Genomic DNA, 20,054 nt, shown 5'->3' with positions numbered 1-20,054 from the left:
CGGTCTACTTGAGCCAGAACAGCCATTGCAATAGGAAACTTGTAAACGCTTTGCATCGGAAATTGCTGATTTCCATTCAAAGTAACTGACTCTCCGGTTTCTAGAACTGTGGCTGTAACTCCAACGCGCCCTAGAGCTGCTTGAGAAATTTGTTCGATCCGATCGCGTAATTCGTTTGTGCGCTCGGCGTTGGATATTGTGATACCGCTCGGTGCACTTGTCTCGTTGTTGGGGGTGTCTTCTCTATTACTTGAGTTAACGCTGGTGCAACCAAGAGTCAGTAAAAACAAGCAAAATGTGTAAAGCCAAGCTTTTTTAATTGTTGGAATCATGTCAATAGTTCTCGGTTAGAGTTAAGCCGTATTAAGGATAGAAAAAGTTAGGGGTGAGGTTTTAATTGCTGTACCTCTGTGCGTTGGCTTCATAGTTTCCTAAAAACCAGCCGTAGATTTCTCGAAGAACTTCGCTCTTGTTTGAGAGAACGGGTAGGAGTTTTGCGTCTATTTAGATAAGTCTTTAGTTCATCCATAGTATTTTCTGCTTCCCAACGTGGGTGATATTTTGTCGCCAGTAATATATCCGGTTTGAGCCAACACCTTTCAATTTATCAGTTCGAGGGCTAACCCAGAAGTATTGGCGTGATACCCTTCTTGCGCTGCAACAGGTTCTGAAATGCCAATCAAGGCGACAAAACCGGGAAGATGTTGGAGGCGATCGGTTCAGGCAAACACATTTGGATACTGTTGGGGGAAATCTTGCCATCTGTTAAAGATATTGAGAAGGAGTACCAAAAATTGTTCAAAGAAATTTTAGGAGCATTACCGTTGTGAGCCAAAAAAAGTAAATCCCCAGATGTAGATATTGTAGATACGACGCCCGGTGCAAGAGTTCGCGTTCGGTGGTCAAGCAGCATCCGCTCTTTCTCGCAGCCATCCCGACCCTCCCAACCCTCTTAGCCATCACAACCACCAACGCCTACAGCATCGCTGACACCAGAAACTGCATTGCCAACTGCAACACCACCGCAGCCGATAGTATCTGCACCAGACTCTACACATTCAATCAAAGGAGCCTAGTTTAATGAGCAAACTGCAAGCACCCGATAAAGAAGCGACGGTCAGGTTTACCGTTGATATGTTCGTCGGGAGAACACCGCAAATTGTCGGTGCTGGCAGCTACAACTGGGCGCAAGAAAGTGGATATAGTGCGGGATGTTGTGCTAGAGGACGGGTTGAAGGAAGTCGAGGGGTAAGGATTATCTTCCTATTGATGGCGATCACTGTAATCCGAGAGTGGCGATCGCTCGGAGGAACTGACTGGGTTAAGAAACAGAAGTTTTCCCAAGGAGTGGGGAGCTTCCACTGAAAACCTGGTATCTCTTGAACTTTGACGATCGCCCGTTTCCATTCAATTAGCTTGCCCCACGAGTGGGAAGTATTTAGCGTTAAGTTCCGTAGCTGCGATCGGTTGTTTCTATTCAACCAGGTTTAAAAGATTTAAGTTTGCAGAATTCTGAGATTGTCAAAACAGCGGACGATTGGGTTTTGGTGACTTCATAATAAGCGATCGTGTCTGCCCAATTCTCGTAGGGGAGAGTTTTACCAACAATATAATAAACCTGCCACCCAACGACTGAAAATAGTTAGGTTTTGCCCCAAGTATGGGGCTTTTTTTGTGCTTGTTAATTCTTCGCAATTCGGATTAATTGCAGAAATTTGAGTTGTAAAAGTTTGTCTTTGAAGTTTTCCAGAGGTTAAAAACTTAGAGCTTTTGGCACTACAGAAAACTCTGATTTTTTAAGTTCTGTTTGCGGGTCGTGTGAAGTCGAAGCCTCCTTCGATTCCGCATTAATAGAAGACTTCAACACACTTTGTCTTAGCTATGTATTTCTAGCAAGTGACAAGTTAAATTTGCTAGACAGTGCCGTCACCCTTCGGCTGGGGAATAGGACGATGCCTTAAGGACGTTTACTCTATGCGGTAGAGGCGTTTCCCAAAAAGCATCCCCCCAAAAATAGACTATTAGAAATCTAGTCTTTTGTCAACAGCTATTTATGGTTGCCCTTAAACTACCGCATTAATAGAAGACTTCCACTAATTTTGTTTTAGCGTTTCCATTCAATTAGTTTCCCCAGCGAGTAGGGAGTGGTAGATGGTTTTGGATTGGTGGAACTGATTGGGTGTTTCCATTCAATTAGTTTCCCCAACGAGTGGGGAGTCCCAACATGATTGTCCTGTCCATAGCTAAAGAACGTTTCCATTCAATTAGTGTCCCCACCGAGTGGGGAGAATCAAAGACAAATCTCTGGACAAGCGGCTACTGGATGAAGTCGATCGGATGTTTCCATTCAATTAGTTTTCCCAACGAGTGGGTAGGTCTGGAGTATAGAGCCTGCTCTAGTGTTTATAGCGTTTCCATTCAATTAGTTTCCCCAACGAAAGGGGAGCGCCGCCAAAACTTATACAAACGCGATGACCAAAATTGCGTTTCCATTTAATTAGTTTCCCCAATGAGTGGAGAGCTAACGTGTGGCTGGGGACTTCGGTAGGCTGGCAAAAGTTTCCATTCAATTAGGTTCCCCAGCGAGTGGGGAGAATACTACACTGTACCACATTAACCATGTGCTACCCTTCCAGTTTCCATTCAATTAGTTTCCCCAGCGAGTGGGGAGCTTGAAAAAACCACAGAGAACGAGGTCGCTTAACTCACCTTGCAGCGGTTTCCATTCAATTAGTTTCCCAGCGAGGGGGAGACTTGCCTGTCAATGATATCGGGCAGGCTTCGGCTGGCTGCCTGGTAGGTAGCACGTTTCCATTCAATTAGTTTCCCCAACGAGTAGGGAGATAAATGGCAAGATTGGGCGGAAGATGTTCTAGAGTTTCCATTCAATTAGTTTCCCCAGCGAGTGGGGAGACGAAGTATTTTGGATTGATTTGCCGACGCAAAAAGAGAGGTTTTCATTCAATTTGTTTCCCCAGCGAGTGGAGCCGGGATTTTAAGTCTGAATTTGATCGGTTGGCCGGCACTCCGTTTCCATTCAATTAGTTTCCCCAGCGAGTGGAGCGAATATCGTACTGGTCATTTAACCAGCTCTACTCAAATTGAGTTTCCATTCAATTAGTTTCCCCAGCGAGTGGGGAGAAATCGAAAAGATTGTTCTGCAAAGTGGGGTTTAGATTGGGGAGTTTCCATTCAATTAGTTTCCCCAGCGAGTGGGGAGTGTCATTACGACTCCGACCCCGGTTCGTATACCCGGACAGTTTCCATTCAATTTGTTTCCCCAGCGAGTGGGGAGTAAAAGGGTGATACCACCAAGTATGGAAGATAAATTAATACGTTTCCATTCAATTTGTTTCCCCAGCGAGTGGGGAGCTCACCAGATATTTTAGGCAATGACACTGAAGCTTTGAAAGTTTCCATTCAATTTGTTTCCCCAGCGAGTGGGGAGATCAAGAAAAAATCGTCGTTGAAGGTACGCTAACGTTTCCATTCAATTTGTTTCCCCAGCGAGTGGGGAGAAGGCATCGGTCGCATCCGGCAAGAATGTGATGGTCGCTGGTGGTTTCCATTCAATTTGTTTCCCCAACGAGTGGGGAATCGTATTGCCTTTGGATAACACGATCGCGCTTGGGAGTTTCCATTCAATTAGTTTCCCCAACGAATGGGGAGTCACAACTGATTGCAGCTCGATCAGTTTTGAAGAGGTGATGTTTCCATTCAATTAGTTTCCCCAACGAGTGGGGAGTTCAGACATTAAAGTCAGCTTTGAAGACCTGGGGTTTGACTTTCCATTCAATTAGTTTCCCCAACGAGTGGGGAGTCTTACTACTTCCTAACCAAATTTCAGCTTTATGAGTGTTTCCATTCAATTAGTTTCCCCAACGAGTGGGGAGCCGGGTGACAACCTTAGAAGATTGGACTTTTGCTCTAATTAATTTGTTTCCATTCAATTAGTTTCCCCAACGAGTGGGGAGTTTAAGGAGCAGGCACGTGTGCTGATGGATTTGGTGTTTCCATTCAATTAGTTTCCCCAACGAGTGGGGAGATTCGCTGCCACGTATGGCTGTGTAGTTACATCTGCTAAGGCAGACCTGTTTCCATTCAATTAGTTTCCCCAACGAGTGGGGAGATGAACAAAACCCCAAAATGACAAATAAGTCAAGTATGTTGTTTCCATTCAATTAGTTTCCCCAACGAGTGGGGAGATCTAGATTGTGTAGCTATTCAAATCACCAAAGAAAAGTTTCCATTCAATTAGTTTCCCCAACGAGTGGGGAGTCGTCAGTCGAGTCTTAACATGAATAATGAAGTAGTCGTACAGTTTCCATTCAATTAGTTTCCCCAACGAGTGGGGAGTACATATTGGGGATTCTCAGTACGATACTAACCAGTTTCCATTCAATTAGTTTCCCCAACGAGTGGGGAGAACACCTCCTTATTCTGACATAGAAATAACCGTCGCGCAGTTTCCATTCAATTAGTTTCCCCAACGAGTGGGGAGAAAGAGAAACTATCCTCCGAAGACGTATACAAAGAAATCTTTCTTGTTTCCATTCAATTAGTTTCCCCAACGAGTGGGGAGAAGCAGCAATTCTCATCTGTGACAGAAGTTTTCTAACTAATGTTTCCATTCAATTAGTTTCCCCAACGAGTGGGGAGTGCTCTTGTCTGGACGTGGGAAGAAAGAAAGGATTTTTCAAGTTTCCATTCAATTAGTTTCCCCAACGAGTGGGGAGTCATCTATGATACACCCAAGACAGCGCAAGATGTCTAGAGGCCATTTGCGAGGCTCAGGATTTTTTTGTGGAACTTAAACCTGTGTTAGCTTAAAATAATCCCTGAAACCCTTGCCCAGTAATGTAGCGAGGCTCGCAACCAAAAAAGGTCGTTTGAGTGAATTTACTGCCAGCCTCGCAGCATTAGCTAAATAATCACTGACCCAGGTGCTTTTGTCACCGGCGCTCCCACTCCCAAAACCTCCACCTGTCCCAAAGTATGGCGCGACACCGGATAAAACCGGATGCTATCCTCTTCGAGATTTACCTTTTGCTCAACTCGCGATCGCAATTCATCAAACTTAGCCCGACTGAGTACGCACTCAAAAGCGCTATACTGCACCCAAGTCCCGTAACCTTCCAACAAATCATGCACTTTAGAGCGCCGTTTGTTGTCGGGAATATCGTAAATCACCACGTAGAAAAGCAAGGCTTAACGAATTTGGTAAGGTTTATAAAGCTCGGTTGGGTTGTAAACGAATTGTTTGTAGGCTTTGATTTGTTGGTTTAGCAAATCCCACTTCGGCTGCTTGCCAGAGTCAGTTTCAATTTCCTCCTCCATGCGTTCTAAAAAAGCTTTGAGGTACTTGCGCCTGCCAGTATCATTTAAGAAACACCCCCCGTTACTGTAGACAAAATCGCTGCCAGCATCCACAAATCGGCGGTTGACTAAATAAGTAACTAACGAATCAATAATTGGAGCCCGAAATTCCTCAATCAAATCCGAAGCCAAAGCCGCATGGCGTTCCGTTCCCTGATGCAAACAAGCCGAATAAGGGTCTAAACCTTGCAATTCGATCAAACTCAACAAATGATTCCAGAGAACTTGATAGCCAAAACTGAGCATAGCATTAACCGGATTACCCGGAGGGCGGCGCGACCTGCCGACAAACACAAAATCAGGATTGCTGAGACATTCTTCAAAAGCCGAAAAATACTGAGCAGCTCCCGCACCTTCCATCCCCATCAACTTCTCAATAGTTTCAGCTTCCCCAGCTTTTTTGATTAAATGTTCCAAACAGTCGATCGCAAAAGCAATGACATCAGAAGCTTGTCGGCGCTGCTGCCGCATCAGGATAACGCGACTATTTTTCAGCTTAGCTTGCACGATACGTCTGGCTACTTGCAAACGTTCTGCAAAACACAACTGTTGCTGGTAGCGAGAAAGTTGGCGATAACCGCGCTCGATCGGAAGAATCCGCCCGTAACAGTAACCCATGCGCGAACAAGTCCTAATTGCTTGAGTTGCATAAATCGGAATTACGCACGGGTAGCCATACATCGGGTTTTTGCGACAATACTCGTTCTAGTCGTAGAAACCCCGCTCCCCCGGTTCTTTGGTTGTGATGCGTAAATCCCGATAAGGCGATTTAAGTTTGGAGGTTGTTAGGGGAAGTTGTTAGGGGCGATCGCATTTTTCAATTCCTTGTGTACGTGGGATATGAGGCTGACTTCTTTCAAAGGTAATTCTCTTGATAAGTCAAAATCTGGATCTTGCTCAGATATAAAAATTAAACAGCTTAGTACCCTTTTTTCCCAGTCTTCTGCATTGTCAGTATCCCAAGCTGCGAAAAGCTCTGGTTCTCGTAAACCTCGTAATTGATGAAAGATGGAGTTTCTTTCCTCTTTCGTTATTTTGGCAACTGTTTTTATGTCAGAATTGTTATGCCATCTTCCCGGCGAAAGAGATGCTTTGAGCAATTCAAAAAGTGGCTCCCCAAACAATCCAACATTAGAGTGGTTTTTATTAAAAAATCGATCGAACCAGTATCTTAGCTGTGTTGACATATTTATATTTTCATCATGAAAATATAGTGTTCTTGGTTGGTTTGGATTAGAATCTCTAATCTGCGGTTGATATTTCCATACCGCCCATTCTCGAATTAAACCTTCTACTGCACGAAAACTGTGGAACATTGCTTCAACAGTGTTCTTTTGATCGAGTCGAACTACTGCTAAATAACCCTCTTCATAAGCAGTCCACCACCAATTTTCTTTTTTAGTGCGATCGTTAACTTTTTCAACAAGATTGCCATCTGGATGCTGCAAAACCATTTTAGCAAAATCATCAAACTTAGCAAAGTTCCATTGAATTGCGGCATCAAGCAAAATCTGAGTTTCAAAATCTAAGTAATCATTGACTAATAATTTTACTCCTGCATAGTCATGGTTTCTGAGTAATTCTTTAGCCTGTTCAAACTTAATTCCTTTGAGGTATTCTCCGCTACTAATTATATCAGCAGGATGTTCTAGATCATCCACATTACTAACTAGAAATTCAACTTGCTTGCCAAATTTGGCTAAACTAGCAAACTGAATAGCTGAGGAAATAGCAGGAGTGCTGGCTTGATGACTGACATAAACAGTTGCATTTTCAGGGATATCTTGTATGCCTGCAATTTTTTCTTGAACAATTTTAAGGACAGAATTCCAATCGTCTAATCCAGGCTGCCTGTTAGAAGCAGAATCGGGATTTTTTACATCTGGTTTAAGTACCAAAAATTCTGGCTGGATTTCCTCAAGTTTATGGGAAAATCTTTGAAAATATTGTTTGACAAGATCTTCAAAACTACAGGTATCTTGCCAATAGGGACAGTAGATTTGATTTTTTTCAGTGGTTGTGAAGAGCTCGTTCTGATCGGTCACAAATATAATAATTCTGTCAAAGATAATTTTCTTTTCATTCAACAACATAGAAAAGTTATTGAGTAAGGAAAAATCTAAGTCGTTATAGCGTTCAACATTCTCAGTGATCGCATTTCCATACACAATGCCCATTGCTCTAGCAGGAGCAAGAAATCTCGTAATTGGGCGATCGCTCCCCTTGGGTTTTACTACAGATTTAGTTAACTCAATATTTTTGCCAAAATGCAGCTTTTTGTTGCTGTCTTGCTGCTCCTTTGCTCGATCGCAGAGACAATTCCAGTGCTTATCAGTCGTTAGCTGTATGTCACTGCTACCCGTTGTAATAATCCAAACGTTCATAGTTGTTCCTCACATTAGTAAATTTGTTGAAAGCCACTGTTTTTAGTTGACAAAAAATCCATAAACTGTTGTGATTTTTTATCTGACTCATCTGGAAAAATAGTTAATAGTTCCAAATATTCATTTTCTAGACGAGTCAATTTTCCATCTTCGATGATGTATCGCGGATACATCCGATGCCAGGTTCGCCCAATTTGTCCCATCTTGCCTGCAAGAGATGAATCTTTCAATCGGTTGGTTTCATGGAACCATTGGACTGCTTGACTTTTCCCCTTTTCTGCAAACCTTCCCCACACTTGTACTTTATTGGGATGCCATGCTTCTCTCCAATTTCGCACATAGCTGTTTGGTTGGTAGCCTGGAACTTCCGATCGCACCCAGGCGATCGCATCTTCCCGAATGTTGTTAATAAACTCGGTAATGTGATTCAGATCGTTTGCTGGAATGTAAAACTCTTCCGATCCCCGTGCGAATTCCCAATGACAACCAATCATCGGCTTATCATCATTCTCGAAATAGCTGGGATAAAACAGTTTATGGTGAGTTCGCCGCCAGGATTTACCAAAACCTCCCAGCAAAACAGAAAACTTGACTAGGTTAATGATGAATTGTTCTATTTCTGGTTTAACTTCACCTATTTTCAGCAGATTAAGCGTGCCATTTTCCAAGTTATAAGTTGGCATTTCAGGTGTGGAAAGCTTGCCGAATTTATTTACTTGCTTATAAGTGTGTTTGCCTTTGGTGCAGAGTTTACCATCTACTGTGAAATGAATACCTATACTGCCAACAATCGCTTTTGGTTTCTGGCCTTCCCTTTGTTCAGTAATTTCTCCCCCACTAACAATCTCTTGACTATCTTCGCCTTTCTCAGGAATTCCACCCCAAAGTTTCTTGGTTAAATCCTGTGCAATTTTCTCGTCAGCAATGCCCCCCAGTAGTCGTAATGTATGGCCTCGCAAAGCAGCTTTGAACATATTGGGGCGAAATTCAGGCGTTTTATGCTTATCTCGTTCATTGTTTTTTAGCAGCAACTGAGAGGCTAAACCTTGTCCGTTGAGATGGATAGACAGAAGAATGCGATCGCAATTTTCAATAGGTTTGAGAGAACCATCTTGATTTACGCGATCGACATACCCATATCCTGCACTAACCCGCGAGCCAATACCCCTACCTAAAGCTTTTTCCCAAATTAGTTGAATTTCTGCCCATTCTGAATCTTCCAGTATTTTTGTACTGGAAATTCCAAACTTAAACTTGGGCTGATAGAGAGAAATTTGAACGTTTGCATTTTCTCCTTTTTCTTTAGTATTTCTCATAACTTGATAGGGTTGCTGCCCGTGGGCAATGTCCACAAGTCGATCGCACTGCGCCCAAGACATATCGACTGGATAGCCCCCATGAAAGCGTAAAATTCCCGGCTTGGTCCGTTTGTCCCCTTTAATCAGAATTTCCCCACCACAGTATTGTTGACGTTTGTCCTCTGGACAGGCTCTCAAAAATGCTCCTTTCATGCTTGAACCGGGAAAAAATGGCATCCCTTTTGCCCCAATCACCGGACGAATTAGCCCTTCATCCTGTCCACCATTAGTCACCATGCGCCAACGAATCTGATAATATTCCCAGCTTTTCACATTACTGCCAAATTGTGGGAGCTTGATAGTAGACTTCGCGGAACATCGTTGCGTAGCGCGATGCTTTTCATCTACTTTTTCTGGCGCAGGTGGACAACCCTCTAGCCATTGCATCACCCAACGTTCATAGGCAGGCTTTTCTTTCTCTCCTTCTTGATTCTTATTTTTCTTATTATCTATACCAAACTGTTTTGTATGTTGCTGAGGTTTTGAAATATTTTCTAATTCTCGCTTCTGTTTTTTATTTTCCTCTCCTACATACTGAATATTTCCTCGATCGGGAATTTGTGCCTGAAACATCAACGGAACATTTTTAGCATCTTCAAATTCAATCTTGAGAGTCTGTTTTTCACCAGAATTTTTTTGAGGAGTTTGCGTTACAGAAGGATTTTCTGAGCGTTTTTTCTGTTTTGGCTGTGGAGGCGCTGGACTCTTTATGTGATTTTTCTCCGGTTCTGTATCCAATTTAAGATCGGGTTTCGCTTTGAGCTTTGGTTGATCGGGCATTTAATTTTTCTCCACTTTTGTATCCAGTTCACGCTTTTTTGTATCGCTGCGTCCACCACACCATGCAGTCACAAAGCTGTGTTAAAACAGCTAGTGTGACTTTGCGATCGTCCTGCGGAAATTTCCATAACTCAGAAATCTGAGCAGATGGATTTTCTAGATTCGGAATATCGATATCAGCCAGTTTCATAATTTCAACTAATTTGTCCCAAGTCGCTTTCCAATAGGCTGCTTCTTCATCCTCTAATCGAAGCTGTTCTCCCCAAAAGCGTTCCAAGCCATAGGCAACTGTGGTTCGCATTTTGTAGACTTGTCCCAAAACATCTTGCGGCTTTTTTTGTGCCTCTACTACTAGATCGTGCGCGACTTTATCTAATTTGTACGGTTCCCAGCCCATTGTTATACTCCTTGTTGTGTTCTGTGAAAGTTTACTTTTAGCTCACAGTGTCCAAATCCAATAGATTCCAATCCGCCTAAATAGATATCCGTAATCGTCGGCTTCCATTCGTTACCGTCTTTATCTGGTTTGTGAGCAATTGGAAACACTAAAATGGTTTCTTCAGGAAGTGCTTCTGTGTTGAAAAATTTACCTTCTTCAACTCGTTTCTCTTCCTTCTCCAGAGTAACTCGACTTTGACGGTACAGCGCCATATCGTGAATCATGGCGATTTCATCATCCCCAACTACAATGGCTGGGCGTTCTTTTCGATCGGGAAACCATTCAGTTAAATCTTGCTTGGGGCGATCGATAGTTACAAAACCAAAATTGAAGAATAGCTTCTTTCTTTCCAATTCTCGTGAACCAATGCAAAGCTCTTCTTTTTCTGGTACTTTAGCCTTAATTGTTTCTCCTGCAATACGCTTGTAGCGTTTTAGTAACCGAGGACAACTCACCCAAACAATCGGCTGTCCCGGACAAAATACTGGCAACCACAAGATTGAAGCATACTCAAATTTTACTAACGATTCAGTTGTGCTATCTGGTTTTCCTTTAACAGCTTCATGCCCATACCAGAGGTTTTCATCTTTTTTAGACGGTACGTTGAGTTTCAGTTGTTCTGCTTTCTTCTGTAACCATTCCAGTTTAGTCTGTTCTTCCTCCTCACCTTTGGCGTTTTTAAAACTAAAGGTTTTAGGAATTGTTTCCCCTTTCTTTTTCAATTCTTCTGCCACTTTTTCTTCCAGCCATTGCTGGCGCTCCGAGCGCATTTCCGATCGCAACCGTCCCCGAATTGAACTGCCAGGAACAATGCCGGTTTGGGTAAACTGATCTCGAAAAATCAAATTTAAGTTGCCAGTCTCTTCACCTGCTGTTGCTCCAACGTGCAGAGGAGCAAGCGTTTCAATCACACCATAGGCTTTGTTATACATTAGTCCACTCCTTCAATTTTTACAGGTAAACACAATCCACAACCCATATTTTTTAGTAATGAGAATAGTGGTTCTTTTTCATCCAAGCCTTTTTTGTCGGGTAATTTTGCTTTCTCTGCCGATCTCGCATCTGGAAACCAAAGATCGGGAAAGTGCCACCAGTTCAAATCTAGTCGTTCTTTAAACACATACACGCTACCTGCGGGAACAGCATAACGTCCACGACTCAATCGCCCTGTTTTGCGTTTCTCATTGACCGTTTCACCATGTCCAATTCGATATCGATAAGGAACGGCTTTTTCAGTTAACATCTGGGAGCATTTTTGGGGAAATTTCTGGTGATCTTGTTTTGGATAATGTTGATACTTTGGATTTCGAGGCTTGGGATAACGATAGGAAAGTTTGTTGGAACCCCAAACACCAGGAGTAATCAATGCAAATGACCGCTCAATAGGTTTGTTTAATTTATCTAGCACAGAACTAGAGAGTTCCACGTAGGTAATTTCGACAATATGGTTTTCACCACCAAACTGATACCAACCTGGTTTTATTTTATGAGTCGAGAGATAAATCAAACAGGTATCATCGTCCATCTGAACGGCATATTCCAGGAACAACCCATCCTCCCCCAGGACATTGCGCTGTTCGTTCTGAATCTTAGGATGCAGAATTGGAACAAATTTCCAGGGAGTTTTTGCCACGGTTCCTTTATCTTTTTCCAATGAAATATTTGCTGGTGATTCGTCCCAATTATCAATGCGTAACCAAAAATATTCAGGTTCTACTTTTTTAGCTTCCTGCTGACGATCGGATTCTGATTCTTTATCCTGTTCGTTTCCATCTGGTTCAGAAGCAAGCTGCCACTTACCTGACTTCATTTCCCATTCATCAAAATCATTTTCATTTTCACCAATGATTTTATGACGAGGCATTGGAACGTAGAAAGACTGTTCATCACCAGGTTTTTCGTATTTTGCCCAGAATGGCCCTGCAACACGAAGATTATATCGTAAATCTTCTAGTGCTTGGGGGTCAGGTTTATTAGCACTGAATATAAGTCCTGACAGAGTTGCAGCTTCTGGTGGAAACTTTTCACCCGATCGCCCTACCAAGTTTTCGGGCGACAAAAAACCTCCGGCACTGGCATACATCAAGCCCAAAGGCTGAATTTTAATTAGGTATTTGAACATAGCTGCCAACCTACTTTTACTAAACCATCAATCCATTCAATAAATGCCACCTGTGAATAATCTTTCCCGGTAATGGGCTTGCAATTATTTTTCAGGTAATCTCGATCTACTGCTTTTAAGCGGTCAATTCTGGAAGAGCGATCTTTAAAATACAAATCGAATACTCTGAGTGCAATGTCAGCATTGATGTTTTCTTTTGTTTCTTTTAAAGACACGGCATGACGCGCTTTCAATTCTGCCCAATCGTTATAAATGTGAGTCCAGTTGGCTTGATTTCCTGTATTCCCATCCCGATCACGATAATTTCTCAACACATGAAGATAATCCCAAGGACAAGTCCACTCAATCAATTGACCGCTGTTAAATACTACTCGAATCGTGACTCTATTTCGCCCCAAACTCTTCGCCCGTTTCTCGGCTTCCCGACAATGTTGCAAAATGTCTCGTTGTGGAACCTGATGTCCAGCCCACACAAAACCTACACTATAGGTCAAATCAAGATTAAATTCCTGCTTGATTTTAATTATGTTTTGATGCTTGTTCCAGCGGTCTTCTAGAGTTAATAACCAATTTAAAGCCTCTATCGGTTTGACTTTTTCAGGTTTTTCTTGGCTATAAGTTTGTTCACTGTAAAGCACTCCGATAAAGTCATCACCACCAGCATAGATGACACGACCTTTACCTTGAGAAAATAAGTCTTTGTTCTCCTTAAATTCTTTACCCCACTGTCTCATTAACTCAGTGAAGCATTCGAGGTCGCGTTCCCGATTTTCTTCATTATTTAGAGATCGAGTAGCAAGCTCTTTGAGTTTTTTTCCAACTTCATCACCATCGCCCATAAACCAGCCTGTCCAGTATCCGGCTTCACGATTAATATCCTTGAAGCCTTCATCTAATTCTTTCATTCCAATTTTCTTGGCAAGATAGGGTAGCGTTACTAGACGCTTCACCAGTTCAGGAATACTCAATCTTTCGCCGGGAGCAATAAATTTGCCACCGATGTTTTCCTCTTTGCCACTACTGTCTTTCTCTTTTTTATTAAAGTAAGTTTCCAGTCCTTCATCTGAGGGAATAGATACTTTTGTTCGCTCTCTAGCTTTATAATTTCGAGAACCAGGATTATCTAGAATCCAAGCAAGGCGATGATAAAATCGTTTTTGTTCCCGTTGTTCAGTTTCATTGAGCGATCGCCCTGGTTGTTTGTCTTCTTTGCCCAATTTATGCCATGTGATCGCATCTGTTCCAGTCAAACTCGAACTCTCACCAACCCAGTTTATAGCTGTCCAATCTCGTTTCAGCTTACGAGTTTCTAAGTCTTCCATTGCATCTTTGACAGACGTACCGTATCCCCAAAAGATTTCCCAGGTGTAGCTTTCCCATCGTTCCCATTCTCCTTTTTGCTTGCCTTTTTGGTCTTCGGTTTGTGACCAATAATATTGATCTTTTGGGATGTCAAGATTATTTTCTATCCAGACTCTGCAAATTTGCAAAATCTTTTTCCATTCCTCTAAAAGAGTATTTTGTACATCATTACGTTCAAATTTCCCTTTAATTAAAATTCGATTGGGCATTCCCTCTGGGTGATCGGGCAATCCAGGCGAAATCACCTTAAGTCCTAAAGGCTCTGCTTTTTGTACGAGCCTAGAACTCAAAAAAGATAAGATTAGCGATGCTCCATACAAATCTCGGAGTTTCCGGGATTTCTCGATAAAGCCTTGAACGGGTGCAAACGAGATCGCGGTATATGCAGACATAGGTTCAAATTTTGGTGACATTTGTCTGTTTTCCTGACTATAAGACTAACTAAGTGAATTTTTCAACGTAAAGCGCGATCGACTTATTTATTTATATACTCCTTACTAGGCAGAGTCTGGCGACGCAAATCAGGAGACTCTGCCTCCAATTTTCATCAAAGCTGGCGAGGGTCTTCCTCTGGATATTACTTCCCCGACTCAACTCAATATATCAGCCGAGCCAGCTTCGAGTCTCGCAATTTACAATATGTATCAAATGTCTTGGAAAACCTACAGCTCTCTAAATAACGGCTTTGAGGTTTTTCTATATTTTTGTGTCAATATTGTCTTTTCCTTGACTTTTACCCCGGTTGCCCCCATTCACCCATTATGGCAAAAAAACCAACCCCTCACCCCTATGCCGACAAACTAACGTTCGATCGCATCATGCTCCTCATCGCCACATTGGTAAACCATCCGGGTGTCGGACACTCTGACACCGAAGCATCCGACAGTAAGTATCACGATGCCTTGCTAGAAGTTCAATCTCAATTACAGAAAGTTGCCGCCGAATCCGGCAACATCGAGTTTCCAGAAAACTATCCCGCAACTCCTACCATTCGCAAAGATTTAGAAACTTTGCGCCACTACGGAATCCTTGACAAACGAATGTATCGCTTCGGCTATTATCTCGGCACCGGTGCAATGAATCGAGACGAACTACTATTCGCATTTCAAGCGATAGCATCTCAAGCCAAATATCAAGGAAATCCTCAAGCCCGCCAAATTTGTGAAAAACTCACGAAACGGTTGCGCGGATTAGATATCGAACTCAAAGGTCAATTGTTCTATCCGGTTCGCGAATACCTGAATCGTGCGATAATTTACACCGATCCTGTAGAAATGCTCGATCGCCAAGAATATCGGAATACCCTATTTCACAAACTAGACATCGTAGAAACAGCCATCGTTCGGGGTCAGGCGATCGAACTTTACCGCCAAAGCAATTATTACGGTAAAAGCCATCTCGGTTTCCGGCGAATCTGGCCTCTGCAACTGATTTATCACGACATCGCCTGGTACCTGATTTGCGAATCTTGCGACAACGGACACTTAAGCGTAGAACGGGTGAATCGCTTTACCGACTACTGCAAAATTCTCGATGTAGAAGCGCGTGGTTTAGCCTCACAGCAACAGCGTTTGAAAATAGCTCACAAATTGTTAAAAAATGGTTGGGGGCTGTTCTTGGGCAAGCCAGAGCAACAACAGGCTGAATTACAGGGTACGCTGAAGTTGGAAAAAGTGAAGGTGCGGTTTTTTGAGAAGGTAGTGGGATTTATTCTAGAGGGCGATCGGCGGCATCCGCGACAAAAAAAGATTAAGGAAGGGCCGAGGGATAGTTTTGGCAATCTGCTTTATGTGGATTATCAGATCGATTTGCCCGATCGCTCTTTAAACGAATTCAGCCTTTGGGTGAACAAACATATGGAAAACGTACAAGTGCTTTCCCCGCCGAGTTTGGTAGAAAAACACCGACAAGCAGCCAGAGATTTAGCCGATCGGTACAGCTAACGTGAGTTAAACAACAAATCATTGCTAAGAATTGTATAATCCCTTGTAGGTAACACTCTCACGTCAACAAACAGCGACCGTTGCCAGACAATACACCGATGAAATCAGCAAAACTGATAGCGCAGCAGTCTTAGTAACGACACATTTATATTCTAGCAATGGGCGACGGTTGGCTGATATTAGTTTCTTGTTGTGGCTAGACGATCGTACCAGTTAATCAGACCTAGAGCCGACATAGGATGCCATTTCAGGATGCCTCTATCTACCAGCTAAAGTCTTAGACCGGAAAACACTATTGAGTTTAGAAGACTAATCTAGCCAATATCGACGCACCTCGCTTGGTTCGTGTAACCCTTACAGTTTGGTTGAGGTGCGTCGATGCTTTGCAGGGATTGAGTTTGAGGCTGATAGTTCGATGCTTTTTGTCGTTTAGCTGTGCTATATTTTAGCGGTGCGTCGATTTGATGGCTGAATCCCGCTCTGGGTATAGCCTCTGTGGCGAACTCTCCCCACTCGCTGGGGAAACTAATTGAATGGAAACACTGAATTATCCTCAGATGTCTTAAACCAAGAGAAATAGGCTCCCCACTCGCTGGGGAAACTAATTGAATGGAAACTTTTGTTGCACAAGATTCAAAGAAAGGGATAAAAGTCTCCCCACTCGCTGGGGAAACTAATTGAATGGAAACTCTACAACAGGTATTGGAACTACAGCAACCGGAGTCTCCCCACTCGCTGGGGAAACTAATTGAATGGAAACTAAGCGGCATTAACCCGCTCGTTCGGTGGCAGTGGTTGCCCCTCCCCACTCGTTGAGGAAACTAATTGAATGGAAACTTTTCTTGATACACTATGTGCATAAAGTACGCTTTTTCTTTCCTCCCCACTCGTTGGGGAAACTAATTGAATGGAAACGGAGGCACAATTATTACTTCTTCTGATCCATCTCCTACTAATGGAACTCCCCACTCGCTGGGGAAACTAATTGAATGGAAACCCGTTTTGCACGTATTGGTGGTAAAGCTTGGTTGCGTGATAATGTTCTCCCCACTCGCTGGGGAAATTAATTGAATGGAAACGCTGGCGGCTGGTTTAGTTCGTGAATTTTTGGACGGCTCCCCACTCGTTGGGGAAACTAATTGAATGGAAACCTATCTGTCATTAGCTTTGGCTGACGACCCTGGAAAAAAGTCTCCCCACTCGTTGGGGAAACTAATTGAATGGAAACTTTTGGCGGATAGACTTGCTCCCTTGATAATGACTCCCCACTCGTTGGGGAAACTAATTGAATGGAAACGAACCTAGTATGATTCCTATTACAGGTAATGTCCACTCCCCACTCGCTGGGGAAACTAATTGAATGGAAACTTGTCAAAAAGTTCGGCTTTTGAGATTGGGATGTATCGGAGGTCCCCACTCGTTGGGGAAACTAATTGAATGGAAACGCTGATTTTGTATAGCAAAACCGGGGAACATTGATAATCATGTCCCCACTCGCTGGGGAAACTAATTGAATGGAAACATAGAATAAGCAAACGCAACCGAAGGATGCACAAATATCGTCCCCACTCGCTGGGGAAACTAATTGAATGGAAACCTTCTCTGCTATAATATTGAGAGTTTGCTTTATACAAACCTCCCCACTCGCTGGGGAAACTAATTGAATGGAAACATCCAACTGTTAAATAAACATTTAGCTGGTTGTTCACTCCCCACTCGCTGGGGAAACAAATTGAATGGAAACTTTCCTTACAAAATTGTATAGGAAAATCAACAAAAAGCTCCCCACTCGCTGGGGAAACAAATTGAATGGAAACATCCAACTGTTAAATAAACATTTAGCTGGTTGTTCACTCCCCACTCGTTGGGGAAACTAATTGAATGGAAACAATTCAGCGCACATATCCTGCGCCGCTTCGATAAATTCTTCTCCCCACCCGTTGGGGAAACTAATTGAATGGAAACCACCCCAGTGGGCTCTTTGAACCGATACCATAGCCGCCTATCTCCCCACTCGTTGGGGAAACTAATTGAATGGAAACCCTTAAAAGCTTGTTCAATGTATTCTTTAGTAGAGCTTTCTACTCTCCCCACTCGTTGGGGAAACTAATTGAATGGAAACATCGATAAAGAGTAAGGTAAAAATGATTAGGTCATAAACTCCCCACTTGTTGGGGAAACTAATTGAATGGAAACGCATTAATCTTCAGTTCAGAGTTTGCTAAAGCCTGCTCCCCACTCGTTGGGGAAACTAATTGAATGGAAACACCAGTAGTCTACACACTGTTACCATGACGTGAATCAGAACTCCCCACTCGTTGGGGAAACTAATTGAATGGAAACTCATCTACTTCTGAAGCGGTAGTATTCCAACAAAGGATCTCCCCACTCGTTGGGGAAACTAATTGAATGGAAACTCCAAGGAACCCTTTATCTGCTAGGTCACAAATCTCTCCCCACTCGTTGGGGAAACTAATTGGTAATGATTCAGGTCAAAAAAACTTCGGTGACAAAAGCTGGTAAAATAAACCAATGAAAAAGCCCCCAGCAACCAGAGAGCCGAAAAAAACCGAAATCGAGCAGTTGAGCCAAGCTGAACTGGTAGAAATGGTACTGGGGCTGCAAAAAATTATTGAAGAATTACAAGAAAAACTAGCCATTGCTACGGGCAAAAGTCGAACCACCAGTCAGACTTCATCAAAGCCCCCATCAACGGATCTGATCCAGAAATCAGAGAAACCAACAGTCACACCAGAAGCAGACCAAAAAAAGAAACCAGGTGGACAACCAGGTCATCAGGGAAAAACCCGCAAAGGGTTTGGACGAGTAGACAGAACCGAAATTAGCTCACCCGACATCTGTCTCAATTGTGGCAGTACAGAATTAAGTCAAGTAATTAACATCCACTCTCAGCAAGTAGCAACTCTAGTCGCCAAACCAATCGAAGTCGTCGAATATCAGACACAATCGTGTAAATGCCTAGAATGTGGTGCAGTAGTCAGAGGAGAACCACATCAGGGAGTGGTTCCAGGCCAAGACTTGAGCGTTAATCTCCAAGCACTATTAGTCTGGCTGGGGAATTATGGGCATCTTTCCTACTCCAAGCTGACTGAATTGTTGTGGGAACTCGGCACGATAGAAGTGGGAGTAGGAACACTCCAAAAAACCAATCAACGAGTAGCAGCAGCAGTAGAGCCAGCTATCAAAGCACTGTGGGAATGGGCACCTCTTCAATCAAACGTTCATGTAGATGAAACGCCGTGGTGTGTGATGGGAGTCAAAGAATGGCTGTGGACGGCTAGTGGAAAAGGATTCTGTTTATTTCATGCCGCAGATACCAGGGGACGTGTGGAATTAGAAACCATGCTGGGCAAAGAATTTGCGGGAGTCTTAAGCTCAGATGATTTCAGCGTTTATAATGGTTGCCAAATCACAGCCCAACAGAAGTGTCTGGCTCATTTACGACGGCATTTCAAGAAAGTGCTGGGACTTCCTGGCAACAATAATAATGCAGCAGTCGCTCAAATATTTCTGTCATTAATTGATGAAGCTTTTCGGGCCCATGAGTCGTGGCGCAAGACGAAGGAGCAACTTACCTACGACACCTGGGCTGAGGATTTCAAAATACGATTGAATCAAGCTTTGGCCACTTGGTTCAACCAAGTTGGCTATGCAGCAGGTTTGTTACTCAAATCCTTACGAGATAAGGCTCAACAATGGTGGTATTTTCTCTCTGACCCATCGGTGCCTCCGGATAATAATTTAGCAGAACGTTCTCTACGGCTAGCTGTAACGAAACGGAAAGTTTCTGGCGGTTCTCGTTCGATGAAGCGATTTGAGGAAACTGCTAATCTTCTCAGTGTCATCCAAACCTGTCGTTTTCAAGCTCGTTCAGTAATGGCTTTTTTCCGTGAGGCTATTTCTGCCCATTCTTGTGACTTGGCTATGCCTGAGCTCATTCCCTTCTTTCAGACCTGAATCCTTACACTAATTGAATGGAAACCATGGAACTCTCTCCTTGAGAATGGTGTTTAGTTCTCCCCACTCGTTGGGAAACTAATTGAATGGAAACGCTTCAGGAGTTAAGGGAATCAGTTTACCGTCTTGTACTCCCCACTCGTTGGGGAAACTAATTGAATGGAAACCCAAAGATCCTCTAATTCTGAATCTGTTAGCTTTCTACTCCCCACTCGTTGGGGAAACTAATTGAATGGAAACACATTTCGGGGTTAGTCATTGTTTTTGTTGTAGTTGTCTCCCCACTCGTTGGGGAAACTAATTGAATGGAAA

Annotated in this window: 15 protein-coding genes and 1 CRISPR repeat array; of the genes, 5 read left to right on the top strand and 10 right to left on the bottom strand. The window is 43.1% G+C overall.

The window, feature by feature from the left end; all coding sequences use genetic code 11:
• The coding region (locus QUA20_RS02905; RefSeq protein WP_333185238.1) for a serine hydrolase at window positions 1-332 on the bottom strand (332 nt) is incomplete at its 3' end.
• A 347-nt stretch (window positions 333-679) separates the two neighbouring features.
• A complete protein-coding gene (locus QUA20_RS02900; protein ID WP_333185236.1) occupies window positions 680-913 on the bottom strand; it encodes a hypothetical protein in 234 nt (77 codons plus the stop codon).
• Between the two features lie 167 nt (window positions 914-1,080).
• On the opposite strand from QUA20_RS02900, the gene QUA20_RS02895 reads away from it, so the two are divergent.
• The gene (locus QUA20_RS02895) at window positions 1,081-1,365 is read left to right on the top strand and encodes a hypothetical protein (protein ID WP_333185234.1); all 285 of its coding nucleotides are present in this window, start codon (window positions 1,081-1,083) and stop codon (window positions 1,363-1,365) included.
• Window positions 1,366-2,806: 1,441 nt separating this feature from the next.
• Window positions 2,807-4,724: direct repeats of the CRISPR family, unit length 24 nt; unit sequence GTTTCCATTCAATTAGTTTCCCCA.
• Window positions 4,725-4,923: 199 nt separating this feature from the next.
• Here QUA20_RS02895 and cas2 read toward each other — a convergent pair.
• The 8 genes from cas2 to QUA20_RS02850 all read right to left on the bottom strand — a co-directional run bounded on the left by cas2 (window position 4,924) and on the right by QUA20_RS02850 (window position 14,234).
• The gene (gene cas2 / locus QUA20_RS02885) at window positions 4,924-5,205 is read right to left on the bottom strand and encodes a CRISPR-associated endonuclease Cas2 (protein ID WP_333185230.1); all 282 of its coding nucleotides are present in this window, start codon (window positions 5,203-5,205) and stop codon (window positions 4,924-4,926) included.
• Window positions 5,206-5,208: 3 nt separating this feature from the next.
• Window positions 5,209-6,057 carry a CRISPR-associated endonuclease Cas1 gene (cas1, locus tag QUA20_RS02880; RefSeq protein WP_333185228.1) on the bottom strand — a complete coding sequence of 283 codons (849 nt, stop codon included), beginning with the start codon at window positions 6,055-6,057 and terminating at the stop codon, window positions 5,209-5,211.
• A gap of 104 nt (window positions 6,058-6,161) precedes the next feature.
• The gene (locus QUA20_RS02875) at window positions 6,162-7,760 is read right to left on the bottom strand and encodes a hypothetical protein (protein ID WP_333185227.1); all 1,599 of its coding nucleotides are present in this window, start codon (window positions 7,758-7,760) and stop codon (window positions 6,162-6,164) included.
• A gap of 14 nt (window positions 7,761-7,774) precedes the next feature.
• Window positions 7,775-9,898, bottom strand: coding sequence for a hypothetical protein (locus tag QUA20_RS02870; protein ID WP_333185225.1), 2,124 nt, complete (start codon window positions 9,896-9,898; stop codon window positions 7,775-7,777).
• 28 nt (window positions 9,899-9,926) lie between these two features.
• The gene (locus QUA20_RS02865) at window positions 9,927-10,295 is read right to left on the bottom strand and encodes a hypothetical protein (RefSeq protein ID WP_333185223.1); all 369 of its coding nucleotides are present in this window, start codon (window positions 10,293-10,295) and stop codon (window positions 9,927-9,929) included.
• A gap of 2 nt (window positions 10,296-10,297) precedes the next feature.
• Window positions 10,298-11,269, bottom strand: a complete 972-nt coding sequence (locus tag QUA20_RS02860; RefSeq protein ID WP_333185221.1) for an RAMP superfamily CRISPR-associated protein — start codon at window positions 11,267-11,269, stop codon at window positions 10,298-10,300.
• On the bottom strand, window positions 11,269-12,459 hold the full coding sequence (locus QUA20_RS02855) for a type III-B CRISPR module-associated Cmr3 family protein (RefSeq protein ID WP_333185219.1): 1,191 nt from the start codon (window positions 12,457-12,459) through the stop codon (window positions 11,269-11,271). The genes QUA20_RS02860 and QUA20_RS02855 overlap by 1 nt, the downstream gene beginning before the upstream one ends.
• Window positions 12,444-14,234 (bottom strand): Cas10/Cmr2 second palm domain-containing protein, encoded by a 1,791-nt coding sequence (locus tag QUA20_RS02850; RefSeq protein WP_333185218.1) that lies wholly within the window; start codon window positions 14,232-14,234, stop codon window positions 12,444-12,446. Before QUA20_RS02850 ends, QUA20_RS02855 begins: the two co-directional genes overlap by 16 nt.
• A 348-nt stretch (window positions 14,235-14,582) precedes the next feature.
• Here QUA20_RS02850 and QUA20_RS02845 point away from each other — a divergent pair, with 348 nt between their 5' ends.
• From QUA20_RS02845 to tnpC, 4 genes are all read left to right on the top strand, one after another.
• The gene (locus QUA20_RS02845; protein WP_333185216.1) at window positions 14,583-15,764 is read left to right on the top strand and encodes a WYL domain-containing protein; all 1,182 of its coding nucleotides are present in this window, start codon (window positions 14,583-14,585) and stop codon (window positions 15,762-15,764) included.
• A 681-nt stretch (window positions 15,765-16,445) separates the two neighbouring features.
• The gene (locus QUA20_RS02840) at window positions 16,446-16,580 is read left to right on the top strand and encodes a hypothetical protein (protein WP_333185214.1); all 135 of its coding nucleotides are present in this window, start codon (window positions 16,446-16,448) and stop codon (window positions 16,578-16,580) included.
• 327 nt (window positions 16,581-16,907) lie between these two features.
• Window positions 16,908-17,069 (top strand): hypothetical protein, encoded by a 162-nt coding sequence (locus QUA20_RS02835; protein WP_333185212.1) that lies wholly within the window; start codon window positions 16,908-16,910, stop codon window positions 17,067-17,069.
• A 1,227-nt stretch (window positions 17,070-18,296) separates the two neighbouring features.
• Complete coding sequence (tnpC, locus tag QUA20_RS02830) at window positions 18,297-19,742, top strand: IS66 family transposase (protein ID WP_333185210.1); 1,446 nt, start codon at window positions 18,297-18,299, stop codon at window positions 19,740-19,742.
• Window positions 19,743-20,054: the final 312 nt, after the last annotated feature.

Origin of the sequence: Microcoleus sp. Pol7_A1 (assembly GCF_036701085.1) — a bacterium.
GTDB lineage: Bacteria > Cyanobacteriota > Cyanobacteriia > Cyanobacteriales > Microcoleaceae > Microcoleus > Microcoleus asticus.
Note: the sequence above shows the minus strand (reverse complement) of the source record. Positions and strands in the feature narration are given on the sequence as shown.